Source organism: Goekera deserti (assembly GCF_010685995.1).
Taxonomy (GTDB): domain Bacteria; phylum Actinomycetota; class Actinomycetes; order Mycobacteriales; family Geodermatophilaceae; genus Goekera; species Goekera deserti.
The window spans coordinates 20,458-40,205 of sequence record NZ_JAAGWK010000029.1 but is presented as its reverse complement, the minus strand read 5'-3'; the positions used below and the strand labels follow the sequence as shown (position 1 = coordinate 40,205).

Annotated in this window: 15 protein-coding genes; 10 read left to right on the top strand and 5 right to left on the bottom strand. The window is 75.7% G+C overall.

The annotated features are described in order from the left end of the window. Positions 1 to 69 precede the first annotated feature (69 nt). From G1H19_RS19080 to serS, 3 genes are read right to left on the bottom strand one after another with little or no spacing between them, the layout of a single operon-like run. Positions 70 to 885: an HAD family hydrolase gene (locus tag G1H19_RS19080; protein WP_235928094.1), complete on the bottom strand. Its 816-nt coding sequence runs from the start codon at positions 883 to 885 to the stop codon at positions 70 to 72. Next, positions 869 to 1,789, bottom strand: coding sequence for an HAD family hydrolase (locus tag G1H19_RS19075; RefSeq protein WP_202925891.1), 921 nt, complete (start codon positions 1,787 to 1,789; stop codon positions 869 to 871). The genes G1H19_RS19080 and G1H19_RS19075 overlap by 17 nt, the downstream gene beginning before the upstream one ends. Next, the gene (serS, locus tag G1H19_RS19070) at positions 1,786 to 3,108 is read right to left on the bottom strand and encodes a serine--tRNA ligase (protein ID WP_162392878.1); all 1,323 of its coding nucleotides are present in this window, start codon (positions 3,106 to 3,108) and stop codon (positions 1,786 to 1,788) included. The genes G1H19_RS19075 and serS overlap by 4 nt, the downstream gene beginning before the upstream one ends. A gap of 183 nt (positions 3,109 to 3,291) precedes the next feature. Between serS and G1H19_RS19065 the strand changes: the two genes are divergently transcribed. Further along, complete coding sequence (locus G1H19_RS19065; protein ID WP_152729288.1) at positions 3,292 to 3,888, top strand: DICT sensory domain-containing protein; 597 nt, start codon at positions 3,292 to 3,294, stop codon at positions 3,886 to 3,888. A gap of 34 nt (positions 3,889 to 3,922) precedes the next feature. Here the strand turns inward: G1H19_RS19065 and G1H19_RS19060 are convergent, their stop codons facing one another. After that, positions 3,923 to 6,751 carry a hybrid sensor histidine kinase/response regulator gene (locus G1H19_RS19060; protein WP_152729286.1) on the bottom strand — a complete coding sequence of 943 codons (2,829 nt, stop codon included), beginning with the start codon at positions 6,749 to 6,751 and terminating at the stop codon, positions 3,923 to 3,925. A 169-nt stretch (positions 6,752 to 6,920) separates the two neighbouring features. On the opposite strand from G1H19_RS19060, the gene G1H19_RS19055 reads away from it, so the two are divergent. Genes G1H19_RS19055 through G1H19_RS19035 form a run of 5 tightly spaced genes read left to right on the top strand, consistent with a single transcriptional unit; the run spans position 6,921 to position 11,607 of the window. Beyond that, a complete protein-coding gene (locus G1H19_RS19055) occupies positions 6,921 to 7,307 on the top strand; it encodes a response regulator transcription factor (protein WP_152729284.1) in 387 nt (128 codons plus the stop codon). Beyond that, positions 7,304 to 8,332, top strand: coding sequence for a HEAT repeat domain-containing protein (locus G1H19_RS19050; protein ID WP_152729283.1), 1,029 nt, complete (start codon positions 7,304 to 7,306; stop codon positions 8,330 to 8,332). Before G1H19_RS19055 ends, G1H19_RS19050 begins: the two co-directional genes overlap by 4 nt. Then, the gene (locus G1H19_RS19045; protein WP_152729281.1) at positions 8,329 to 9,792 is read left to right on the top strand and encodes a glycosyltransferase family 2 protein; all 1,464 of its coding nucleotides are present in this window, start codon (positions 8,329 to 8,331) and stop codon (positions 9,790 to 9,792) included. The genes G1H19_RS19050 and G1H19_RS19045 overlap by 4 nt, the downstream gene beginning before the upstream one ends. A gap of 23 nt (positions 9,793 to 9,815) precedes the next feature. Then, positions 9,816 to 11,249 carry a GuaB1 family IMP dehydrogenase-related protein gene (locus tag G1H19_RS19040; protein ID WP_152729279.1) on the top strand — a complete coding sequence of 478 codons (1,434 nt, stop codon included), beginning with the start codon at positions 9,816 to 9,818 and terminating at the stop codon, positions 11,247 to 11,249. Between the two features lie 19 nt (positions 11,250 to 11,268). Then, positions 11,269 to 11,607 (top strand): metallopeptidase family protein, encoded by a 339-nt coding sequence (locus tag G1H19_RS19035; protein WP_152729627.1) that lies wholly within the window; start codon positions 11,269 to 11,271, stop codon positions 11,605 to 11,607. A 197-nt stretch (positions 11,608 to 11,804) separates the two neighbouring features. Here the strand turns inward: G1H19_RS19035 and pheA are convergent, their stop codons facing one another. Next, complete coding sequence (pheA, locus tag G1H19_RS19030; RefSeq protein ID WP_152729277.1) at positions 11,805 to 12,758, bottom strand: prephenate dehydratase; 954 nt, start codon at positions 12,756 to 12,758, stop codon at positions 11,805 to 11,807. Positions 12,759 to 12,871: 113 nt separating this feature from the next. On the opposite strand from pheA, the gene G1H19_RS19025 reads away from it, so the two are divergent. The 4 genes from G1H19_RS19025 to larC all read left to right on the top strand — a co-directional run bounded on the left by G1H19_RS19025 (position 12,872) and on the right by larC (position 19,652). Beyond that, complete coding sequence (locus G1H19_RS19025) at positions 12,872 to 14,758, top strand: GGDEF domain-containing protein (RefSeq protein WP_162392877.1); 1,887 nt, start codon at positions 12,872 to 12,874, stop codon at positions 14,756 to 14,758. 65 nt (positions 14,759 to 14,823) lie between these two features. Beyond that, positions 14,824 to 17,670 (top strand): diguanylate cyclase domain-containing protein, encoded by a 2,847-nt coding sequence (locus G1H19_RS19020; protein ID WP_235928093.1) that lies wholly within the window; start codon positions 14,824 to 14,826, stop codon positions 17,668 to 17,670. Between the two features lie 52 nt (positions 17,671 to 17,722). After that, a complete protein-coding gene (locus G1H19_RS19015; protein WP_152729273.1) occupies positions 17,723 to 18,406 on the top strand; it encodes an alpha/beta hydrolase in 684 nt (227 codons plus the stop codon). A 28-nt stretch (positions 18,407 to 18,434) separates the two neighbouring features. Then, positions 18,435 to 19,652 (top strand): nickel pincer cofactor biosynthesis protein LarC, encoded by a 1,218-nt coding sequence (gene larC / locus G1H19_RS19010; RefSeq protein WP_162392875.1) that lies wholly within the window; start codon positions 18,435 to 18,437, stop codon positions 19,650 to 19,652. The last annotated feature ends 96 nt before the right edge of the window (positions 19,653 to 19,748 follow it).

Here is a 19,748-nt window from a genome sequence, read left to right as displayed (position 1 = left end):
AAGAGAAGGACCCCACCCCACCCCACGACACGCTCCGCGCGCCGCGGGCCCCTGGGGCGGGGCCGCAGGTCACCGGAGCTGCGCCAGGTACTTGGCGACGCCGTCGGCGTCGTTGGTGTCGGTGACGTGGGTGGCCGCGGCCAGCACGTCGGGGTGCGCGTTGGCCATGGCGACGGCGTGCCCACCACCGTCACGCACCCAGGCGAAGGCGGCCAGGTCGTTAGGCATGTCGCCGAAGAAGACGACGTCACCGGCGCCCAGGCCGTGTGCGGCGCTCACCTCGGCCAGCCCGGTGGCCTTGGTGACGCCCAGGGCGCTGATCTCGGCGAGCGCGTCGGTCGAGGAGTGCGTCACCGTCGCCCGGCCGTCGACCACCTCGGCGACCAGTTCCACGAACGCGTCGCGGGAGAGCCGCTCGTGCCGGGCCAGCAGCTTGGCCACCGGCTGGGCCACCATCTCGGGCAGGGTCGCCTCGGCCACCCCGGGGGCGTCGACGTCCCAGCGCGGCTGGTAGACCGGCTCGTGCCGGAACTGGTCGCCGTACTCGACGGCGAACCAGGTGTCCGGCTGCCGGCGGCGCAGCTCGCCGGTGACCGTGCGCAGCACGTCGGGCTGCAGGGAGTGCTCGCCGAGCACGCGGAGCGTCGCCAGGTCCAGCGTGATGGCACCGTTGGCGCAGATCGCGGTGCCGGTGCCCAGCACCTCCCGGATGCCGAGCATCCAGCGCGGCGGGCGCCCGGTGGCGATGACCACCGGCACGCGCTCCGCCCGCCAGTGGGCGAGCTCGGCGCGGGTGCGCTCGGACACCGTGTCGTCGCTGCGCAGCAGGGTGCCGTCCATGTCGCTGGCGATCAGCCGCGGCCGCCAGTCACCCACGCTGGTCACCCACCGTCAGCCCCAGCAGCGCCTCGAGGTAGCGCGCCACGCCGTCGGCGTCGTGCCCGCTGGTGCGCCCGGACGCCGCCGCGCGCACCGCGGGGTGCGCGTTGGCCACCGCCACCGCGCGGCCGCCGGCCGCGGAGACCGCGCCGATCATCGGCAGGTCGTTGGGCATGTCCCCGAACACCAGGACGTCGGCGAGGTCCACGCCCCAGCGCTCCAGGGCCACGGCGAGGCCGGTGGCCTTGGTGATGCCCGGCGGGAGCAGCTCGATGAAGCCGAGCCCGGCGTGGGTCAGCTCCCCCTGCGCCGGGTCGACCACCCGGCGGGCCAGGGCCAGCAGCGCGTCCTCGTCCAGGGTCGCCGAGCGCAGGAAGACCTTCAGCACCGGCCCGGCCGGCAGCACCTGGTCGCGGTGCAGCAGGTCGGCGGGCTCCGGGTAGGGCCAGCCGAACCCGTGCTGCACGCGCAGCGGCGGGAGCGCACCGCGCTGCGCCTGGTCGGCGGCGTCCTCGACGGCGAGCACCAGCTCACCGGCGACGGCCTCGATCGCGGCGATGGCGGCGGTGGCCTCCTCGCGCGGCAGCGCCACGGTGCGCAGCACCTCGTCGCTGTCGAGGTCGACCACGAAGCCGCCCTGGGCGAGCACCGCCACGCCGCGTCCGCCCATCGCCTCGCGCACGCTCTCCAGCAGGCGCGGCCCGCGGCCGGTGACACCGACGACCGGGATGCCGGCCGCCCAGCAGGCCTCCAGCGCCGCCCGGGTGCGGGGGCTGACCACGCCCGCCGAGCTCAGCAGCGTGCCGTCCAGGTCGGTGGCGACCAGCCGCGGCCGCCAGGGGCCCAGGTCGCCCAGCTCGACGACGTCGTCCGCGCGCGTACCGGGGGCGGGGGCGGGGTGGAGGGTCACCGGGTGGGCGCAGCCGGCGCGGGGACGCCCGGCCCGGAGACCGCGGCCAGCGACATGCCCGGGGTGAGCAGCTCGTGCCCGCCCAGCCACGGCCGCAGCGCAGGCGGCACGTGCACCGAGCCGTCGGCCCGCTGGTGCACCTCCAGCAGGCAGGCGATCGTCCGGGCGACGGCGCACAGCGTGCCGTTCAGGGTGGCCGCGACCTGGGTGCGGCCCTCGGCGTCCCGGTAGCGGATCGACAGCCGGCGGGCCTGGAAGGTGGTGCAGTCCGACGTCGAGGTGAGCTCGCGGTAGGTGCCCTGGCTGGGGAACCAGGCCTCGATGTCGAACTTGCGGGCGGCGCTGGTGCCCAGGTCGCCGGCGGCGATGTCGACCACCCGGTAGGGCAGCTCGAGCGCGGTGAGGAACTCCTCCTCCCACTGCAGCAGCCGCAGGTGCTCGGCGGCGGCATCGGCGGGTGGGCAGAAGCTGAACATCTCCACCTTGTCGAACCAGTGCACCCGGATGATGCCCTTGGTGTCCTTGCCGTAGGAGCCGGCCTCGCGGCGGAAGCAGGACGACCAGCCGGCGTAGCGGCGCGGCCCGGCGGAGAGGTCGAGCACCTCGTTCATGTGCATGCCGGCCAGCGCCACCTCCGACGTGCCGACGAGGTAGAGGTCGTCCCGCTCGACGCGGTACACCTCCTCGTCGTGCTCGCCGAGGAACCCGGTGCCCTCCATGGCCTCCGGGCGCACCAGTGCCGGTGCCACGACCGGGGTGAACCCGGCGGCCACCGCGCGGCTGATCGCCAGCTGGGCCAGGGCGAACTCGAGCAGCGCGCCGGGCCCGGTCAGGAAGTAGAACCGCGCTCCGGACACCTTGGCGCCGCGCTCCATGTCGATGGCGCCCAGCAGCTCGCCGATCTCCAGGTGGTCGCGCACCGGGAAGTCGTACTCGGGCACCTCGCCGACGGTGCGCAGCGTGACCGCGTCGTCCTCCCCGCCGGGGGGCACGCCGTCGGCGACGACGTTGGCCAGCGCCAGGTGGGCGGTGCGCAGCGCGGCGTCGGCGGCCCGCTCGGCCTCCTCGGCGTCCTTGACCTGCGCAGCGAGGGCCTTGGCCCGCTCCAGCACGGCCGGTCGCCCCTCCGCGCTGGCCCCGCGCACCGCCAGTGACGCCGCCTTCTGCGCGCTGCGCAGGTCGTCGGCGGCACCGACGGCGGCCCGCCGGTCGGCGTCGGCGGCGATCAGCGCGTCGACCAGGGAGTCGTCGGCACCACGGGCCCGCTGGCTGGCTCGGACGAGGTCGGGGTGCTCACGGACGTACCGCAGGTCGATCACCCCCAGAGGCTATGACAACCCGCGGCCGGCGACGGCGGGCAGCGCCGACGCGGCCCCCTCCCTGCGAGGGGCAGGCAGCAGCCGTGTCGGGTGTTCGGCTCAAGGGCGGCACCCGGCCACCCGATGACCACCACGTCGACACCGCCCCGACCCCGGGGCCCGTCCCCGCCCGTGGAGCAGCCCGTGCCGCCGACCACCGACCACGCGCCCGCGGTTCCGGCAGCGCGCACGTCGCCGTTCGACCTCGCCGTGTCCGGTGACTGCCCCGTCCCGCTGCTGCGCAGCAAACCCGACCTGCTGGCCCTGTCCCGGGCTGCGGAGGAGCGGCCGCTGAGCGGTCAGCCGGGTGACGTCGTGCTGGTCGGCGTGCAGGACGCGCGCTTCTGGACCCCGCGCACGCAGGCCGCCTACCAGGGGATCGCCGCCCTCGGGCCGGTCGTCGTCGCCTTCGGGGTGGGGCTGCCCACCGAGCTGTCCGCACCGCTGTCGCGCCGGGTGATGACGGTCGGCATCGACGCCGACGACCCGCTGGCCGACGAGTGGCTGGTGCTGTTCTACGACCGACAGTCGCGCTGGGGTTTCGTCGCCAAGGACGCCGCCGCCGGTGTGCCCGGTGCGCGCCGGGTGGCCGCCCACGCCCGGGACGCCGTCCGGTTCGACCGGGCCCGCACGTTCCTCTACGGCGAGGTCGCCGACCCGGAGGCTCTCGGCCGGGCCGCCACCGAGCTGCTGGACCGGGTGCCGGATCTGGACCTCACCGTCCCCTGGCTGGCCCGCTGAGCCGTGGCCCGCCGTCACCGGCGGGCCACGGCGCTCAACCCGCGGCGGGCCCGGGCAGCGAGGCCAGCAGCGTGGAGACGGCGGCCCCGACCCGGCGGCTCTCCGCCTCCAGCTCGGCGATCGTCCCCTCGTAGCGGGGCGCCGCCGACTCGGCCGCGTCCTCCAGCCGCCGGCACAGCTCGGCGAGCCGGCCCGCACCCAGTGACGCACTGCTGCCCTTGAGCCGGTGGGCCAGCCGCGGGACCGACGCGTCGCCGTCCAGGTCGGACAGGTCACCGCTCGCGGCCGCGACCAGAGCGGCCACCGAGTCCTCCAGGCCCGCGAGGTAGCGGCGGTAGACGTGCTCGAAGCCGTCCTCGCCGAGCTCGCGCAACTCCTCGACGGTCCCCGGGTCCAGCACCGGGTCGGTGCCCGACGCTTCCTCGGCGGCCGGGACGGGAGCGGGCACCCGGTCGGCGGCCGCCCGAGACGCCTGGTTGGCCAGGCCGCCGAGCGCCTCCTCCAGCGTGCGCAGCCGCACCGGCTTGGTGAGGAAGTCCGCCGCCCCGGCGGCCAGGAAGCTGGCGCGGTCGCTGGCCAGCGCACTGGCGGTCACGGCGATCACGCACGGCTGGGGGCCGGGCAGCGCACGGATCGCAGCCGTGGCCTCCACCCCGCCCAGCACCGGCATCTGGGCGTCCATGAGCACCACGTCGAAGCTGCCGGCCTGCACGGCCTCGACCGCCTCCCGGCCATTGGTGACCCGCACCCCGTCGTGGCCCAGCTGGGCGAGGTACAGCTCGATGAGCTGCGCGTTGACGTCGTGGTCCTCGGCCACAAGCACGCGCAGCCGGGCGCCGGGTCCGGGCTCGTGCGGCTCCTCACCGCCGGAGCGGTGCGGCTCGGCCACCCAGGTCGCCGGCTGCAGCACCGACCGGACGGCGAGCAGCATCCGCTCCGGGCGGGCGGGCTTGTGCAGCCGGGCGGCGAAGAGCCGGTCGGTGTCGGGATGGGCCTCGGTGGAGCTGCTCAGCAGCACCAGCGGCAGGTCCCCGCCCACGTCGCGCCGCCGGATGCGGCGGGCGAGCTCGTTGCCGTCCACGCCCGGCATGTGCTGGTCGAGCACGGCCGCGTGCACCCGGTGGCCGCCGTCCGCCAGCCGGTCGAGCAGTTCCAGCGCCGTGTGGGCACCGTCGGCCACCGCGCAGGTCGCGCCGTACCGGGTGAGCTGGTGCTCCAGGATCCGCAGGTTGGTGGGGTTGTCGTCGACGATCAGCAGCCGGCGCCCGGCCAGGGCGGTCGAGCTGGCCGGCACCGCGACGGTCGTGGCCAGCTCGAGCTCCAGGGCGACGGTGAACGTGGACCCGGTACCGAGCACGCTGTCGACCAGGATCTCCCCGCCCATCGCGCCGGCGATGCGCTGACTGATCGCCAGTCCGAGGCCCGTGCCGCCGTAGGTGCGGGTGGTCGAGCCGTCGACCTGGCTGAAGGACTGGAAGAGCCGGTGCCGCCGGTCGTCCGGGATGCCGATCCCGGTGTCGGACACGGCCAGCCGGCAGTCCACCCGCCCGTCGGTCTCGGGCCCGTGCACGCTGACCACGACCTGTCCCACGGCGGTGAACTTCACCGCGTTGGCGACCAGGTTGAGCACCACCTGCCGCAGCCGGGGACCGTCACCGACGACCTGCCAGGAGCGGGTCGCGTCGATGTCGACGAGCAGGTCCAGCCCCTTGCGGGCCGCCTGCGGGGCGAACAGGTGCGCCACGTCGTACACCAGGTCGCTCAGGTCGAACGGGGCCAGCTCCAGGTCCAGCTCGCCCGCCTCGATCTTGGAGAAGTCGAGCACGTCGTTGATCAGGGTGAGCAGGCTGTCCCCGCTGCGGGACACGGTCTCCAGGTGACCGCGCTGCTCCCGGGTCAGGTCGGTGGTGAGCAGCAGGTCGGTCAGCCCCAGGACGGCGTTGAGCGGCGTCCGGATCTCGTGGCTCATGGTGGCCAGGAACGCCGTCTTGGCCTGGCCGGCCTGCTCGGCCTCGTCCCGCGCGGCCTCCAGCTCCCGCTCCCGGGCGGCGACCAGCTCGCTGCGCTCCAGCAGCGCCGCGCCCAGCTCGTTGACGTCACCGGCGATGTCCTGCACCTCGGCCGGGCCGGCGACCGGGGCCCGGCGCCCCAGGTCACCCTGCGTCATGGACGCCAGGGCGACGCGCACGCCGTGCACGGGGGGCAGGATCTGCCCGGCGAGACGGCGGTTGGCCCGGCGCACCAGGAAGGCCGCGGCCAGCGTCACCAGGAACGCCGAGCCGACGCCGGCCAGCAGCACGGCGCGCTGCTGCAGCACCGCGTCGTCGCGGCGGTCCTGCACCCGTACCCGCACCTCGGCCTGCACGACCCGGTAGTCGTCGAACAGTGCCTTCTCGGCCACCAGCATGGCCGACAGCTCGGCGCTGGCACCGGGTGCGGGCTGGGCGACCAGCAGCGGCAGGGCGAAACCGTCGATCCAGCGCTGCTCCGCCGCGTGCAGCGTCTGCACCCAGCCGCGCAGGTCCTCGTCCCCGGCCGACCAGGCCAGCAGCTGGGCGTCCAGCCGCTCCAGCTCGGCGGCACCGGCCTCGTAGGGCTGCAGGAACTGGGGCTGGCGGGTGATCAGGAACCCACGCAGGCCGGTCTCCTGGTTGACCATCGCGACGTGGCCGTCCTGCAGGGCGAGCAGCACGTCGTCGGCCCGGTCCACCCGGGGCACCAGCACCGCGAGCACCAGCGTGGTGAGCGCGGCGGTGGTGAGGAAGACGGTGGCCACCGCCGCCAGACCCACCAGGACGGGCCGGCGCAGCAGCGCCCGCAGGGACACCGCCCCGCTCGTGCTGACGCGCGGGGAGATGGGCATGGTCCTGAGATCGGCCGAGGAGCACCGGATGTCAAGGCGACCGGCACCGCTGTTCGGGGCCCGCCGCACCGTGCCGCCCGGACCTGCGCGGACGACTCGGCCGCAGCACTCCAGTTCCGGTCCCGACCCGCCGATAGGAACTCACGCTCACCTATCGATCGGATGCACCATGACCCACGTTCTGGTCGTCGACGACGACCCCGTCATCGCCGACCTCGTCGCCTTCCGTCTCGGCCGGCTCGGCCTGGACGTCACCGTGGAGAACGACGGGCAGGCCGGGCTCGCCGCGGCGCGCCAGCTGCACCCGGACCTGATCGTGCTGGACTGGATGATGCCGCGGATGAACGGCCTGGAGGTCTGCGCCGCCCTGCGCGCCGACGCCGACCCCGAGCTCGCGCGCACCCCGGTGCTGCTGCTCACCGCCAAGGCCCAGGAGCCCGACCTCGAGCGCGGTTTCGCCGCCGGCGCCACCGACTACGTCGTCAAGCCGTTCAGCCCGCGCGAGCTCGCCAGCCGGGTCACCGCCGCCCTGCCCCCGGGCAGCGTCCTGGCGTGAACGCGGTCCCCGGTGCCGCGATGGTGGCGACGACGGCGCTCGCCGCGCTCGTCGTCCTGCTGCTGCTCGCGGTCGCCGGTGAGCACGCCCGCAGGAACCGCCAGGTCGCCCGGGAGCTGGCCCGGCGCGCGCGGCTGACCCCGCTCGTGCACGACCTGCTCGACGGCGAGCCGATCGACGGCGACGACGCCCTGGACCCGCTCCTCGACGAGATGGTGCTCGACCTGCTGCCCCAGCTGCGGGGCTCGGACCGGGACACCCTGACGGCGCTGCTGCTGGAGCGGGGGGTCGTGGACCGCGCGACCGAGGAGCTGGGCCACCGGGCGGCCTGGCGGCGGGGGCGCGCGGTGACCCTGCTGGGCAACGCGGCGAGCCCCCGACACACCCCCCTGCTGGCCGAGCTGCTGGGCGACCCGGTCGCCGACGTGCGCTGCGCCGCGGCCCGCGCCCTGGGCAAGACCGGTGACCCGGCGGCGATCGGCCCGCTGCTGTCCGCCCTCGTCGCCGACCGGCCGGTCACCGCAGGTGTCGTCGGCATGGCCGTCCTGGACATCGGCACCCCGGCCCTGCCCGAGCTGCGCCGGGCGCTCGGCGCGCCGTCGACGGTCGTCCAGCAGATGGCGGCGACCGTGCTGGGGCTGCACGGTGACCCGCTGGCGTCGCACGCGCTGACCACCACGGTGGCCGACCCGGCCGCCGTCCCGGAGCTGCGGTGCGCCGCGGCGGAGGCGCTCGGGCGGATCGGCATGCCGTCGGCGACCGCGACGCTGTGCGCGGTGCTGGACGCCGGCCGCCGCCCGGCCCTGCAGCGGGCGGCGGCGACCGCCCTCGGGCGCATCTGCGACCCGGCCGGGCTGGACGCGCTGGTCGTCGGCCTCGGGTCCCCGGACCGCGACGTCCGGGCCACCTGCGCCGAGGCGCTGACGGCCAGCGGTCCCGCGGGACGCCGGCGGCTCGCGGCCCGGGACTCCGGGACCGACGCCACCCCGGCGCCCCGGCCGCGCGAGGCGCAGGCCGCGCGATGACCCGCGAGCGCGCCGTGGAGTGGGTGTCCCCACTGCTGACGGCGGTCAACTGGACCGTCCTGGGCTACGTCGTCGTGCTGGACCTGGCGATGCTCCTGCTGGTGGTGACCGGTGCCCGCCGGCTGGTCGCCAACCGCCGGTGGACCGGCGCCCAGGGCCTGGACCAGGTCTTCGCCAGCCCGCTCACCCCGGCCGTGTCGATCCTGGTGCCCGCGCACGACGAGGAGGCCGGGATCCTCGACATGCTGTCCGCCGCCCTGTCCCAGCGCTACCCGGCCTACGAGGTCATCGTGGTCGACGACGGGTCGACCGACCGCACCTTCGAGCTGATGGCCGAGAAGTACCAGCTGGCCCCGGTGACCGCGCGCCCCACCGCGACCACCCAGGTCGACGGCGCCGTCCTGTCGGTGCACCGCGCCGGCACCGGGGATCCGCTGACCGTCGTCCGCAAGGTGAGCGTCGGGCGCCGGTCGGACGCCCTGAACGCCGCGATCAACCTGGCCCGGCACCCGCTGATCTGCATGATCGACGCGGACTCGCTGCTCGAGCCGGAAGGCCTGCTGAAGGTGGCGCGGGCGTTCGTGGAGGACCCGGTCAACGTGGTCGGTGCCGGTGGTTCCATCCGGCCGGCGAACGGGGCGCTGACCGACCGCGGTGCCGTGATCGAGCCGCGGCTGTCCCCCCGCTGGACGGTGCGCATCCAGGCCGTGGAGTACCTGCGCTCGTTCCTGCTCAGCCGCACCAGCTGGGCGCAGGCGGACGCGATGCTGATCATCTCCGGTGCCTTCGGCATGTTCCGTCGCGACCTCGTCGTCGAGGTGGGGGGTCTGGACCCGCTGTCGCTCGCCGAGGACGCCGAGCTGGTGGTGACCCTGCAGGAGTACCTGCGCCGCGAGGGCCGCCCGCACAAGATGGTGTTCGTCCCGGAGACGGTCTGCTGGACCGAGGTGCCCGAGACGTGGGCCGTGCTGGGCAAGCAGCGGCGCCGCTGGTCGCAGGGCCTGGCCCAGCTGCTGTGGAAGAACAAGCGCATGATCGGCAACCCGCGGTACGGCGCGATCGGCGTGCTGGCGATGCCGTTCTACCTGGTCTTCGAGCTGCTCGGCCCGGTGGTCGAGCTGGTGGGGCTGCTGTCGGTGGTGGTCTCCGCGGCGCTGGGCATCCTGGACCTGGGGACGGCCGCGGTCATGGTCGGCTTCGCGCTGGCCGTGGGCACCCTGCTCGCCGTCACCGTCGTCGCCGTGGAGGAGTTCGTCTTCCACCGCTACCGCCGGGGCCGCGAGCTGGCGGCCCTGCTCGCCGCCGGCATCCTGGAGAACGTCGGTTTCCGGCAGGTGCACTCCTGGTTCCGGCTGCGCGGCCTGGCCGCCGCCCTGATGCGCCGGGAGCCGGTCTGGACCGCGATGCCGCGCACCGGCTTCACCACCGCCGAGCCGGACGCCCTCGCCCCCAGCCGCTGAGCGCGGGGGGCGACAATGGCCCCATGCGCTTCCTCGGCGACACCCGGCCGGCCCAGGACCTCACCTACGCCGACGTGTTCATGGTGCCCAACAGCTCCGGCGTCGGGTCGCGGCTGGAGGTGGACCTGACGACGCCGGACCGGATCGGCACCACGATCCCGGTCGTGGTGGCCAACATGACGGCGATCTCCGGACGCCGGATGGCCGAGACCGTCGCCCGCCGGGGCGGGCTGGCCGTGCTCCCGCAGGACATCCCCACCGACGTCGTGGGCGAGGTGGTCGGCTGGGTGAAGGCCCGGCACACCGTCTACGACACCCCGATCACCCTGGGCCCCACCTCGACGGTCGGTGAGGCCCTGTCCCTGATGGGCAAGCGGGCGCACGGCATCGTCGTGGTCGTGGACGCGGGCCGCCCGGTCGGCATCGTCACCGACGGCGCCTGCCAGCACGTCGACCGGTTCACCCAGCTCTCCCAGGTGATGACGGTGGACCCGCTGACCATCCCGGCCGGCACCGACCTGCCGAAGGTGTTCGACGTGCTGTCCGAGGAGCGGGTGCAGGCCGCCCCGGTCGTGGACGGCGGCCAGCTGGTGGGCGTGATCACCCGCACCGGTGCGCTGCGCTCGGCGATCTACTCCCCCGCGCTGGACGCCTCCGGCCGGCTGCTCACCGCGGCGGCGGTCGGCATCAACGGCGACGTCGCCGGCAAGGCCGAGGCGCTGCTGGGCCACGGCGTCGACGTCCTGGTCGTGGACACCGCGCACGGCCACCAGGTGAGGGCCGTCGAGGCGGTGCGGGCGGTGCGCGCGGTGGCGGGCTCGACCCCGCTGGTCGCGGGCAACGTGGTCACCGCCGACGGCACCCGGGACCTCGTCGAGGCCGGCGCCGACGTCGTCAAGGTGGGTGTGGGGCCGGGGGCCATGTGCACCACCCGGATGATGACCGGGGTGGGGCGGCCGCAGTTCTCCGCGGTCGAGGAGTGCGCGGCGACCGCGCGCGGGCTGGGCAAGCAGGTGTGGGCGGACGGCGGTGTGCGGCACCCCCGGGACATCGCCCTGGCCCTGGCGGCGGGGGCGGCGAACGTGATGGTCGGCTCCTGGTTCGCCGGCACCTACGAGAGCGCCGGCGACCTGCAGACCGACGGGTCGGGCCGGATGTACAAGGAGAGCTTCGGGATGGCGTCGGCCCGGGCGGTCAAGGCGCGCACGTCGACCCACAGCGGCTTCGACCGGGCCCGCGCCGGGCTGTTCGAGGAGGGCATCAGCTCCTCGCGGATGTATCTGGACCCGGCGCGTCCCGGCGTCGAGGACCTGGTCGACCAGATCGTGGCCGGGGTGCGCAGCTCCTGCACGTACGCCGGCGCCCGCACCGTCGACGAGCTGCACGAGCGCGCGGTGCTGGGGGTGCAGAGTGCGGCCGGCTACGAGGAGGGCCGCCCGCTGCCGGCCGGCTGGTGAGCCGACGCCCGTGGAGCTGATGCCGCAGGCGCAGTTCGAGGAGCTGGTCGCCGACGCGCTGGACTCGGTCCCGGCGGAGCTGCTGCGCCTGATGGACAACGTCGTCGTGCTGGTCGAGGACCGCAACGACTCCGAGCCCGATCTGCTCGGCCTCTACGAGGGGTACGCCCTGCCCGACCGCGGCTGGGACTACGGCGGCGCCCTGCCCGACCGGATCATGATCTACCGGGCGGCGATCTGCGACATGTGCGAGACCCCCGCCGAGGTCGTCGAGGAGGTCACCATCACCGTGGTGCACGAGATCGCCCACCACTTCGGCATCGACGACGACCGGCTGCACGAGCTCGGCTGGGGCTGAGGTCGCGAGCGTGGGCAGCCTGACCAGGGCAGATCCCCGGCCCGACTCGGTGACCGGGATTGCTGATACCTCGCGTCACTCCTGTCCCAGCCACCTTGCGCATCGTCTCTAAATAGGCACACTGGGTCACGATGGCCGCCGACGGACGTGTGCTCCGTGCACACCAGCGCCGTCCGAGGCGACCCCGCACGCCCGGGTCAGCCCCCGCTGCGGATCTGCTCCAGCCAGCGGTCCGCGGCGGCGAAGGCGGCGTCCTCGACCGTCTCCGGGACCTGCTTGCGCGCACCGGCGTCGGCCCGCGGGTAGGAGCCCAGGAACCGCACCTCGGCGCACAGCCGGTGCAGCGCTGTGAGTGCCTCGCCCACCCGGCGGTCGGCGACGTGGCCCTCGCAGTCCAGGGAGAAGGAGTAGACGCCCAGCCGCTCCCGGGTGGGGCGGGACTCGATGCGCGTCAGGCTGATGCCCCGCACGGCGAACTCGGTCAGCACCGACAGCAGGGCGCCAGTGCGGTCCGGCACCACGGCGACGACGGTGGTCTTGTCCGCACCGGTCGGCGCGGGCAGCGTGCCCGGCTGCTGCACCAGCACGAAGCGGGTGACGGCGCCGGGGTTGTCGGCCGGGTCGGCCAGCGACTCCAGCCCGTAGCGCTCACCGGCGAGCGGTGCGCACACGGCCGCGTCGTGCCGGCCCTCGGCCACATCCCGCGCCGCCTCCGCCGTGGAGCTGGCCAGCACCTCGGTCGCCCCGGGCAGGTGCTCGGCCAGCCAGCGGCGGCACTGCGCGAGCCCGTGCGGGTGGCTGGCGACCGTGCGCACCTGGTCGGCCCGGGTTCCCGGGCGGACCGCCAGCGCGAAGGACACCTCCAGGAACACCTCGGCGGTGATCACCAGGGCGGCACCGGCCGCGAGGCCGTCCATGGTGGCCGGGACCGAGCCCTCGACGGAGTTCTCCAGCGGCACCAGCGCACCGTCGGTCTCACCGGCCCGGACCCCCGCGAGCGCGGTCGCGACGGTGACCTCGGGCCGCGCGTGCGTGAGATCGGCCACGCCGACAGGCGACCCCGGCAGCGTGGCGAGGGTGCTGAGCGCCGACTCGGTGAAGGTACCCTCAGGACCCAGATAGGCGACCCGCGTCATGGATGTCCCTGGCATCCGACGAGGGTAGTGCGGGCGGGTGGGCTGCAGGTGTCCACCCGGGGGAAGCTGCCACGCCACCGGCCCGACGCGTCCACACGGGCGCGCCGGTCAGCTGAGTGGAGGCACGTGTGACCCCGGCGTCCGACGTCGTCCGCGCGCACGCCCAGGACCACCGGGCCCACGACGCCGGGGTCGACGTCGAGCTGGAGGCGGCGCTGCTGCGGCTGCTGGAGGCCACCGACCGCGAGGACTCGGTCGCCTTCGTCGACGAGCTCGCGGTCACCGAGGAGCGTTTCCTGGCCGCCGGCACCACCCGCTGGACGGCGTGGGCGAAGGCCCTCTCGGCGCGACGCCGGCTCTTCGAGCGCGACCCCGACGGGGCCGGCGCCGAGGTGACGGCGGCCCGGGCCGTGCTCGACACCTGCCCGGCGTCGGCCGAGACGGCGCTGACGATGGCCTACCTGTCCCACGTGGAGATCGCCGCCGACCGGTTCGACGCCGGCATGCACCTGGCCGTGGACGCCTCGCTGATCGCCGACTCGGTGCCCTCGGCGGAGCCCGACCGGGCGCTGCACCAGGCGCACCACTGGCTGTCCCTGGCGCTGACCCGGCTGGACCTGGAGGAGCTCGCGGTCGCCCACGCCCTGCGCGGCCACCGCATCGCGCTCTCCCGGCCGGAACTGGGCGACCGGTGGTCGCTGCTGCGGCTGTGCGCGCAGCAGCACACCGAGCTGGCCCAGACCGTGGCCCGGCGCGGGGAGGGCACCCGTGCGGTGGAGCTGGCCGAGGTCGCGCTGCGCTGCGTGGCATCGGCCGGCGAGCTGGACTGGGAGGCCTGCGACGCCGAGCGGGACCAGATGGACGTCGTCCACGCGTGGGCGATGATGCTGACCGGCGACACCGACCCGGCCGTGCAGCGGCTGCGCGCCACCCGCCGGCGGGTGCAGGCCGACGGCGGGCTGTGGCTACTCGGCTACACCGACCTGGTGCTGGCTCGGCTGCTCGCCCGGCAGGCCCAGTCGTGCGGCGACGTCGCCGGCCCGGTCCCGGACGCGGCCCGGGAGGCGACCGACCTGCTGGTGTCCGCCTCCGGGGCGTTCGCCGCCGTGGGCGACCGGCGCCGCTACCGCCAGTGCCTGCTGGAGCTGGGCCAGGGCACCGCGCTGATGGGCGACACCGTCGAGGCGCTGCACTGGCTGGAGGCCTACCGGGCCGACACGGTGCGGGCGCACCTGCGCGGGCGCGAGCTGTGGGCGGAGATGTTCGTGCGCCGCAGCCGGCTGCGCGAGGCCGAGCGGCAGGCCGACCTGCTGCGCCGGCACGCCCTGGAGGACCCGCTCACCTCGCTGGGCAACCGGCGCAGCGCCGAGCGCCGGCTGGCCGAGCTGCACCTGGCCGACGGACCCGTCTCGCTGGCCATCGTCGACGTCGACCGGTTCAAGGACGTCAACGACCAGAACTCCCACCTGCACGGGGACGCCGTGCTGCGCCGCGTCGCCGACCTGCTCCGCCAGCACTGCCGCACCGGCGACGAGGTGTACCGCTGGGCCGGTGACGAGTTCCTCGTGGTGCTGCCCTCGGCCACCGAGAGCCAGGCGGCCGGTGCGATGGAGCGGCTGCGCAGCGCCGTGGCCACCGCCGACTGGAGCGAGCTGCAGCTCAGCTGCAGCATCTCGGTGAGCATCGGCGTCGCCACCGCGGCCCCGGGCCTCACCCCGGGCGCGCACAGCTGGCGGGCCCTGTTCGACTCCGCCGACCTGCACCTGTTCTCCGCCAAGCGCTCCGGGCGCAACCTGGTCCGCGCGGCCACACCGGGCGCCCCGCTGGTCCGGCACCCCGGCCAGCAGGGCACGCGCGACGGCGGCCCGCTCACCGTCGACGAGATGGTGGCCGACGTGCTCGGGACGGCGTCCGGTCGGCGTCCCTCCGGCTGGGCCTTCGTGGAGGACGACGCCACCGAGGACGGCGTGCCGACCCCGCGTGCCGAGCCCGCTCCGCCCGAGGGGCCCGCGTGACGGGTGGGGCGCCTGCACGGTCCTCGGGCGGTCCCGCCGAGCCGACAGGCAGCACCCGTCCCGCGGTGCTCGACACCGCCTCCGTCGACGTGCACAGTGCCCTGGTGCCACCGGGAGCCCTGCACGACCAGGTGACGGCCGCCCTCACCGACGGGCGGCTGGACGACGCCGAGCAGCTGCTCGGGGCCGTCGGTGACGACCCGTCGCCGTACGCCGTCGAGGGCTCCGCCACCGAGCCCCCGCTGGACACCCTGGCCCGGGCCTGGTCGGAGACGCTGCGTGCCGAGCTGCTGGTGCGCCGGTTGCGGCTGGCCGGCTACACCCTGCTCGGCGACCCGACCGGCCCCTCGGCGTACGGCGACCCCAGCCACCACGATGCCGGCGCCGGCCTGGACCTGCACGCCGGCATGACCGGGCTCGTCGAGGCGGGCCTCGCGTCCCCGCTGGACCCGGCCTGCGGCGGCGACCCGCCGCCCACCCCGCCGGACGACGACGACCCCGACCGCACCGAGTCGGCCACCCGCGCCGCGCTGGCGATCGCCCTGGTGCGCTCGGCCCGCGCCGCCTTCGACGCCCAGGACGACGACCTGCAGCGCGCCGCCGGCCTGGTCCGGCACGCCCGCATCGAGCTGCTGTCCCGCCGGATCGACGCGGCGATGGACGAGGCCGTGGAGGCAGCGAGCCTGCTCGACCCGGGCCTGCCGCCGACGGTGCTGCTCACCCACACGCTCACCGCGCTGGCCGGCGTGCTCGCCGACCTGGAGCTGATGCCGCTGGCGCTGGACTACCAGGAGCGGGCGCACGAGGTCGCGCTGCTGCTCGCCGGGACACCGGGCGAGCTGACCCGGACCGAGACCGCCCTGCTGGTCGGGGAGTCCGCGGCCCGCTGGGCCGGGCTGTCGGCCGAGGTCGGCGAGGAGCTGCTGGACGACGGCGCGCTGGACGCCGCCGCGCTGCACTTCACCTCCGCCCGCACGCTGTCCGCCCGCGCGCTGGAGGTGCTGCCGGCCGAGGGCCCGGCCACCGTCGCCGCGCAGGTGGTGCACGGCTGGGCGCTGGTGGGCACCGGCCGCTACGACGAGGCCGGGCAGCTGCTCACCTCCGCGGTGGCCCGGACCACGGCCGAGGACGCCGGCCTGCTCGCCTCCGCGCGGCTCGCGCTGGGCCGCGCGCTGCGCCGCCAGGGCGACGTGCCGGGGGCCGACGAGCACCTCGCGGCGGCCCTGGAGCTGTCCACCGAGCACGGGCTGGCGCGGCTGCGCCGCTCCTCGCTGCGCGAGCTGTGCACCCTGCACGCCGAGCAGGACGACGCCGCCCGGGCGCTGCCCTACCTGCAGGCCTACCTGGCCGACGAGCTGGACCGGGTCGACGAACGGCGCACCCGCTGGGTGGAGCTGTTCGGCCGGCGCAAGAGCCTGCTGGAGACCGAGCGGGCCGCCGGGCAGCTGCGCCGGCAGGCCTACGAGGACCCGCTGACCCACCTGCCCAACCGGCGTTTCGCCGAGGCACGGCTGGACGGGCTGCTGGGCAACGGGGCCGCCCCGGCGCTGGCCGTGGTCGACATCGACCGCTTCAAGTCGATCAACGACGCGGCCGGGCACCCCGGTGGCGACGTGGTGCTGCGCGCGGTGGCCCAGCTGCTGCTGGACGGCTGCCGGGACACCGACGAGGTGTGCCGCTGGGCGGGCGACGAGTTCGTCATCCTGCTGCCGGACACCACGGCAGAGCAGGCCGAGCGGGCGATGGAGCGCATCCGACGCTCGATCGCGCTGCACGACTGGTCCGCCCTCGGCATCGACGTGCCGGTGACGATCAGCGTCGGGATCGCGTCGGCGGCCCGCGGCGACGACCGGCGCACGCTGTTCGCCGCGGCGGACGGCGTGCTCTACGACGCCAAGCGCGGCGGGCGCGACCGGGTGGTGCGGTTGTCCGGGGTGACCCAGACGCGGGCCACCGACCACCTGATGGAGCCCACGCCCTTCGCGGAGCCGGACTGGCTGCCCCGACCACCCGCCCCCGCAGGTCTTGCTGTCAGTGACGATCCGACCACGCTGAACTCCGACACGTCGGTCGCGGAGATCCCGAGTAATGGACTGACCACGATTAGTGTCGATCCCGTGCAGGCGTCCCAGCTCCACGACCACCCGCTGTTCCCGCGCGCCAGCGTCAGCCGGGACGACTCGGGCTTCGGCCGGCTGCTCGTCGAGCCGCCGGGCGCCGAGGTCCCCGTCATCCCGGCGCCGCCGGAGCCGGCCGTCGCCGAGACCCCGCCGCCCCGGGCGCCCTACGAGCCGATCGGCCCGGACGTCATCTGGGGCACCGGCCGCAGCACCGAGCAGGTGCTCGCCCTGGTCCGCGAGGCCCGGCACACCCACCCGGACCGGCCCGCGGTGGTCATCCGCGCGGACGCCGCGACCCTCGTCGCCCTCGGCGCCGAGCACGACGCGTACACCACCATGGACGCCGGGGCGATGGCCGCCGCCATCGGCCCGCTGCCCGAGCCCGCCGGCCGGATCGGGGTGCTCAGCGCCAGCGGCGCCGACGCACCCGTCGCCGCCGAGGCCGCCTTCGTGGCCCGGGTCACCGGCACCACGGTCGTCCGGGTCGACGACGTCGGCGGCAACCGGATCCGGTCGCTGATCACCGACCGCACCCTGCTCGACGACCTCGACTGCCTCGTCGTCGTCGCCGGCCTGGACGCGTCGCTGGCCAGCGTGGTCAGCGGCCTCACCGACGTGCCGATCGTGGCGGTGCCGACGTCCACCGGGAACTCCGGCACCTTCGCCGGCTTCGGTGCCCTGCTCACCATGCTCAACTCGGCCAACGCGGGCGTCGTCGTGTCCAACATCGACAGCGGCCACGCCGCCGGCGTCTTCGCCGCCCGCATCGCCCGGCGCACCGCCCGCGCCTGACCCGCCGACCGCCGCCCTCCCGGCAGGCGGTGACACCTGCGACGCTGGCCGGGTGAGCCACCTCGCCACCCGCTGGTCGATGGTGCACCCGCCGCTGCTCGGGCCGGCCGTGCTCGGTCCGCTGGCCACCGAGCTGCGCAGCCGGGGGTACGTCGTCGTCCTGCCCGACCTCCGTGACGCCGTCGAGCACGCAGCCGGCTGGCCCGACCGGGCGGTGGCGGCGTGCCGCGCCCTCGGCCCCGCGGACGCGGTGCTCGGCTTCTCGGGGGCGGGGCCGCTGCTGCCCGCGGTCGCCGTGGCCACCGGGGCCCGACGGGTGGTCCTCGTGGACGCCGTGCTGCCCGCCCGGCACGGTGCGACCGTGCCCGGCGACCGGATCCGCGCGTTCGTGCTGAGCCGGCGGCGCGAGGACCGGATCGCCCCCTGGCCACAGTGGTGGCCGCCCGGCACCGTGGAGGGCGAGCTGCCGGACGCCGCCGTCCGCGAGGCCGTGTGTGCCGAGGCCCGCTCGCTGCCTGCCGACTTCTACGACGTCGCCGTCCCGGTGCCCGAGCGGTGGCCCTCGCGGGCCGTCCGCTACGTCCAGCTGTCCCCGGGGTACCAGGAGTCCGCCGACGACGCCCGGGCACGTGGCTGGGAGGTCACCGGAGACGGCGCCGGGGTGCACCTGGACGTCGCCGGCCGCGCGGCCCGGGTCGCCGACCTGGTGCTCGGGCCCACCCCTGCGCCGCGGTGACCACCCCGGCGGGTGACAGGGTGGGCCGGTGACGATCGGCTGGCTGGACCTCGCCGCGGGCGCCAGCGGCGACATGCTGCTGGGGGCGCTGGTCGACGCGGGGGTGCCGCTGGAGGTGCCGGCACGCGCGGTCGGCGTGCTCGGGGTGGAGCGGGTGACGCTGCGCGCGGAGGGCACCAGCCGGCACGGACTGGGGGCGACCCGGGTGCACGTCGAGGCACCGGACACCATCGAGCACCGCACCTGGGGCGGCGTCCGCCGGCTGCTGGAGCAGGCACCGCTGCACCCCGCCGTCCGGGAGGGCGCGCTGGCCGTGTTCGAGCGGCTGGCCGTCGCCGAGGGCCGGGTGCACCGGGTGCCTCCGGAGCAGGTGCACTTCCACGAGGTGGGGGCGCTGGACGCGCTCGCCGACGTGGTCGGGGTGGTCGCCGGCTTCGAGCACCTGGGCCTGGACCGGCTGACCGCCTCGCCGGTGGCGCTCGGCAGCGGGTCGGCGCGCGGGGCGCACGGCGTCGTCCCGGTGCCGGGGCCGGCGGTGCTCGCACTGCTCGCCGGTGTCCCCGTGCTGGCCGGGCCCGTGCCGGCGGAGTGCTGCACACCGACCGGCGCCGCCCTGCTCGCCGCCCGCGTCCAGCAGTGGACGACGATGCCGCCGATGCGAGTGACCCGGGTGGGTTCCGGCGCCGGCGGCCGCGACCCGGTGCAGCTGCCCAACGTGGTGCGGCTGGTGCTCGGCGAGCCCACCGACGAGCCCGACGACCGGCCCGGTGCGGTCCTGCTGGAGACCAACGTCGACGACCTGGACCCGCGGCTGTGGCCGGGCGTGCTCACCGGCCTGCTCGCCGCCGGCGCCTCCGACGCCTGGCTGACGCCCATCCTGATGAAGAAGGGCCGCCCCGCCCACACGCTGCACGTGCTCTGCTCCCCCGCGGTGCAGCCGGCCGTCGAGCGGGCCGTGTTCACCGGGACGTCGACGATCGGGCTGCGGGTGAGCACGGTCGGCAAGCGCGCGCTGGCCCGCGAGCAGCACACCGTCGACGTCCTGGGTGGGCAGGTGGGGGTGAAGGTGGCCCGGCTGGACGGGCAGGTGGTCAACGTGAGCGTCGAGTACGAGGACGTCGCCGCACTCGCCGGGCGGCTGGGCCTGCCGGTGAAGGAGGCCCTGCGGGCCGCCACCGCCGCGGCCGAGACGGCGCACCCCGCAGGGTCCGGCATCGGCTACCCTGGCGCCGGAGAAGGGGAGTAGCCCCCCGACCGCTGGTCGACATGCTGGCGCGCACTCGTGCGTGCCCGGTCAGCGGGCCCGCACCCGGGGTGCGGGTGGGCGAGACCTTCGACCGAG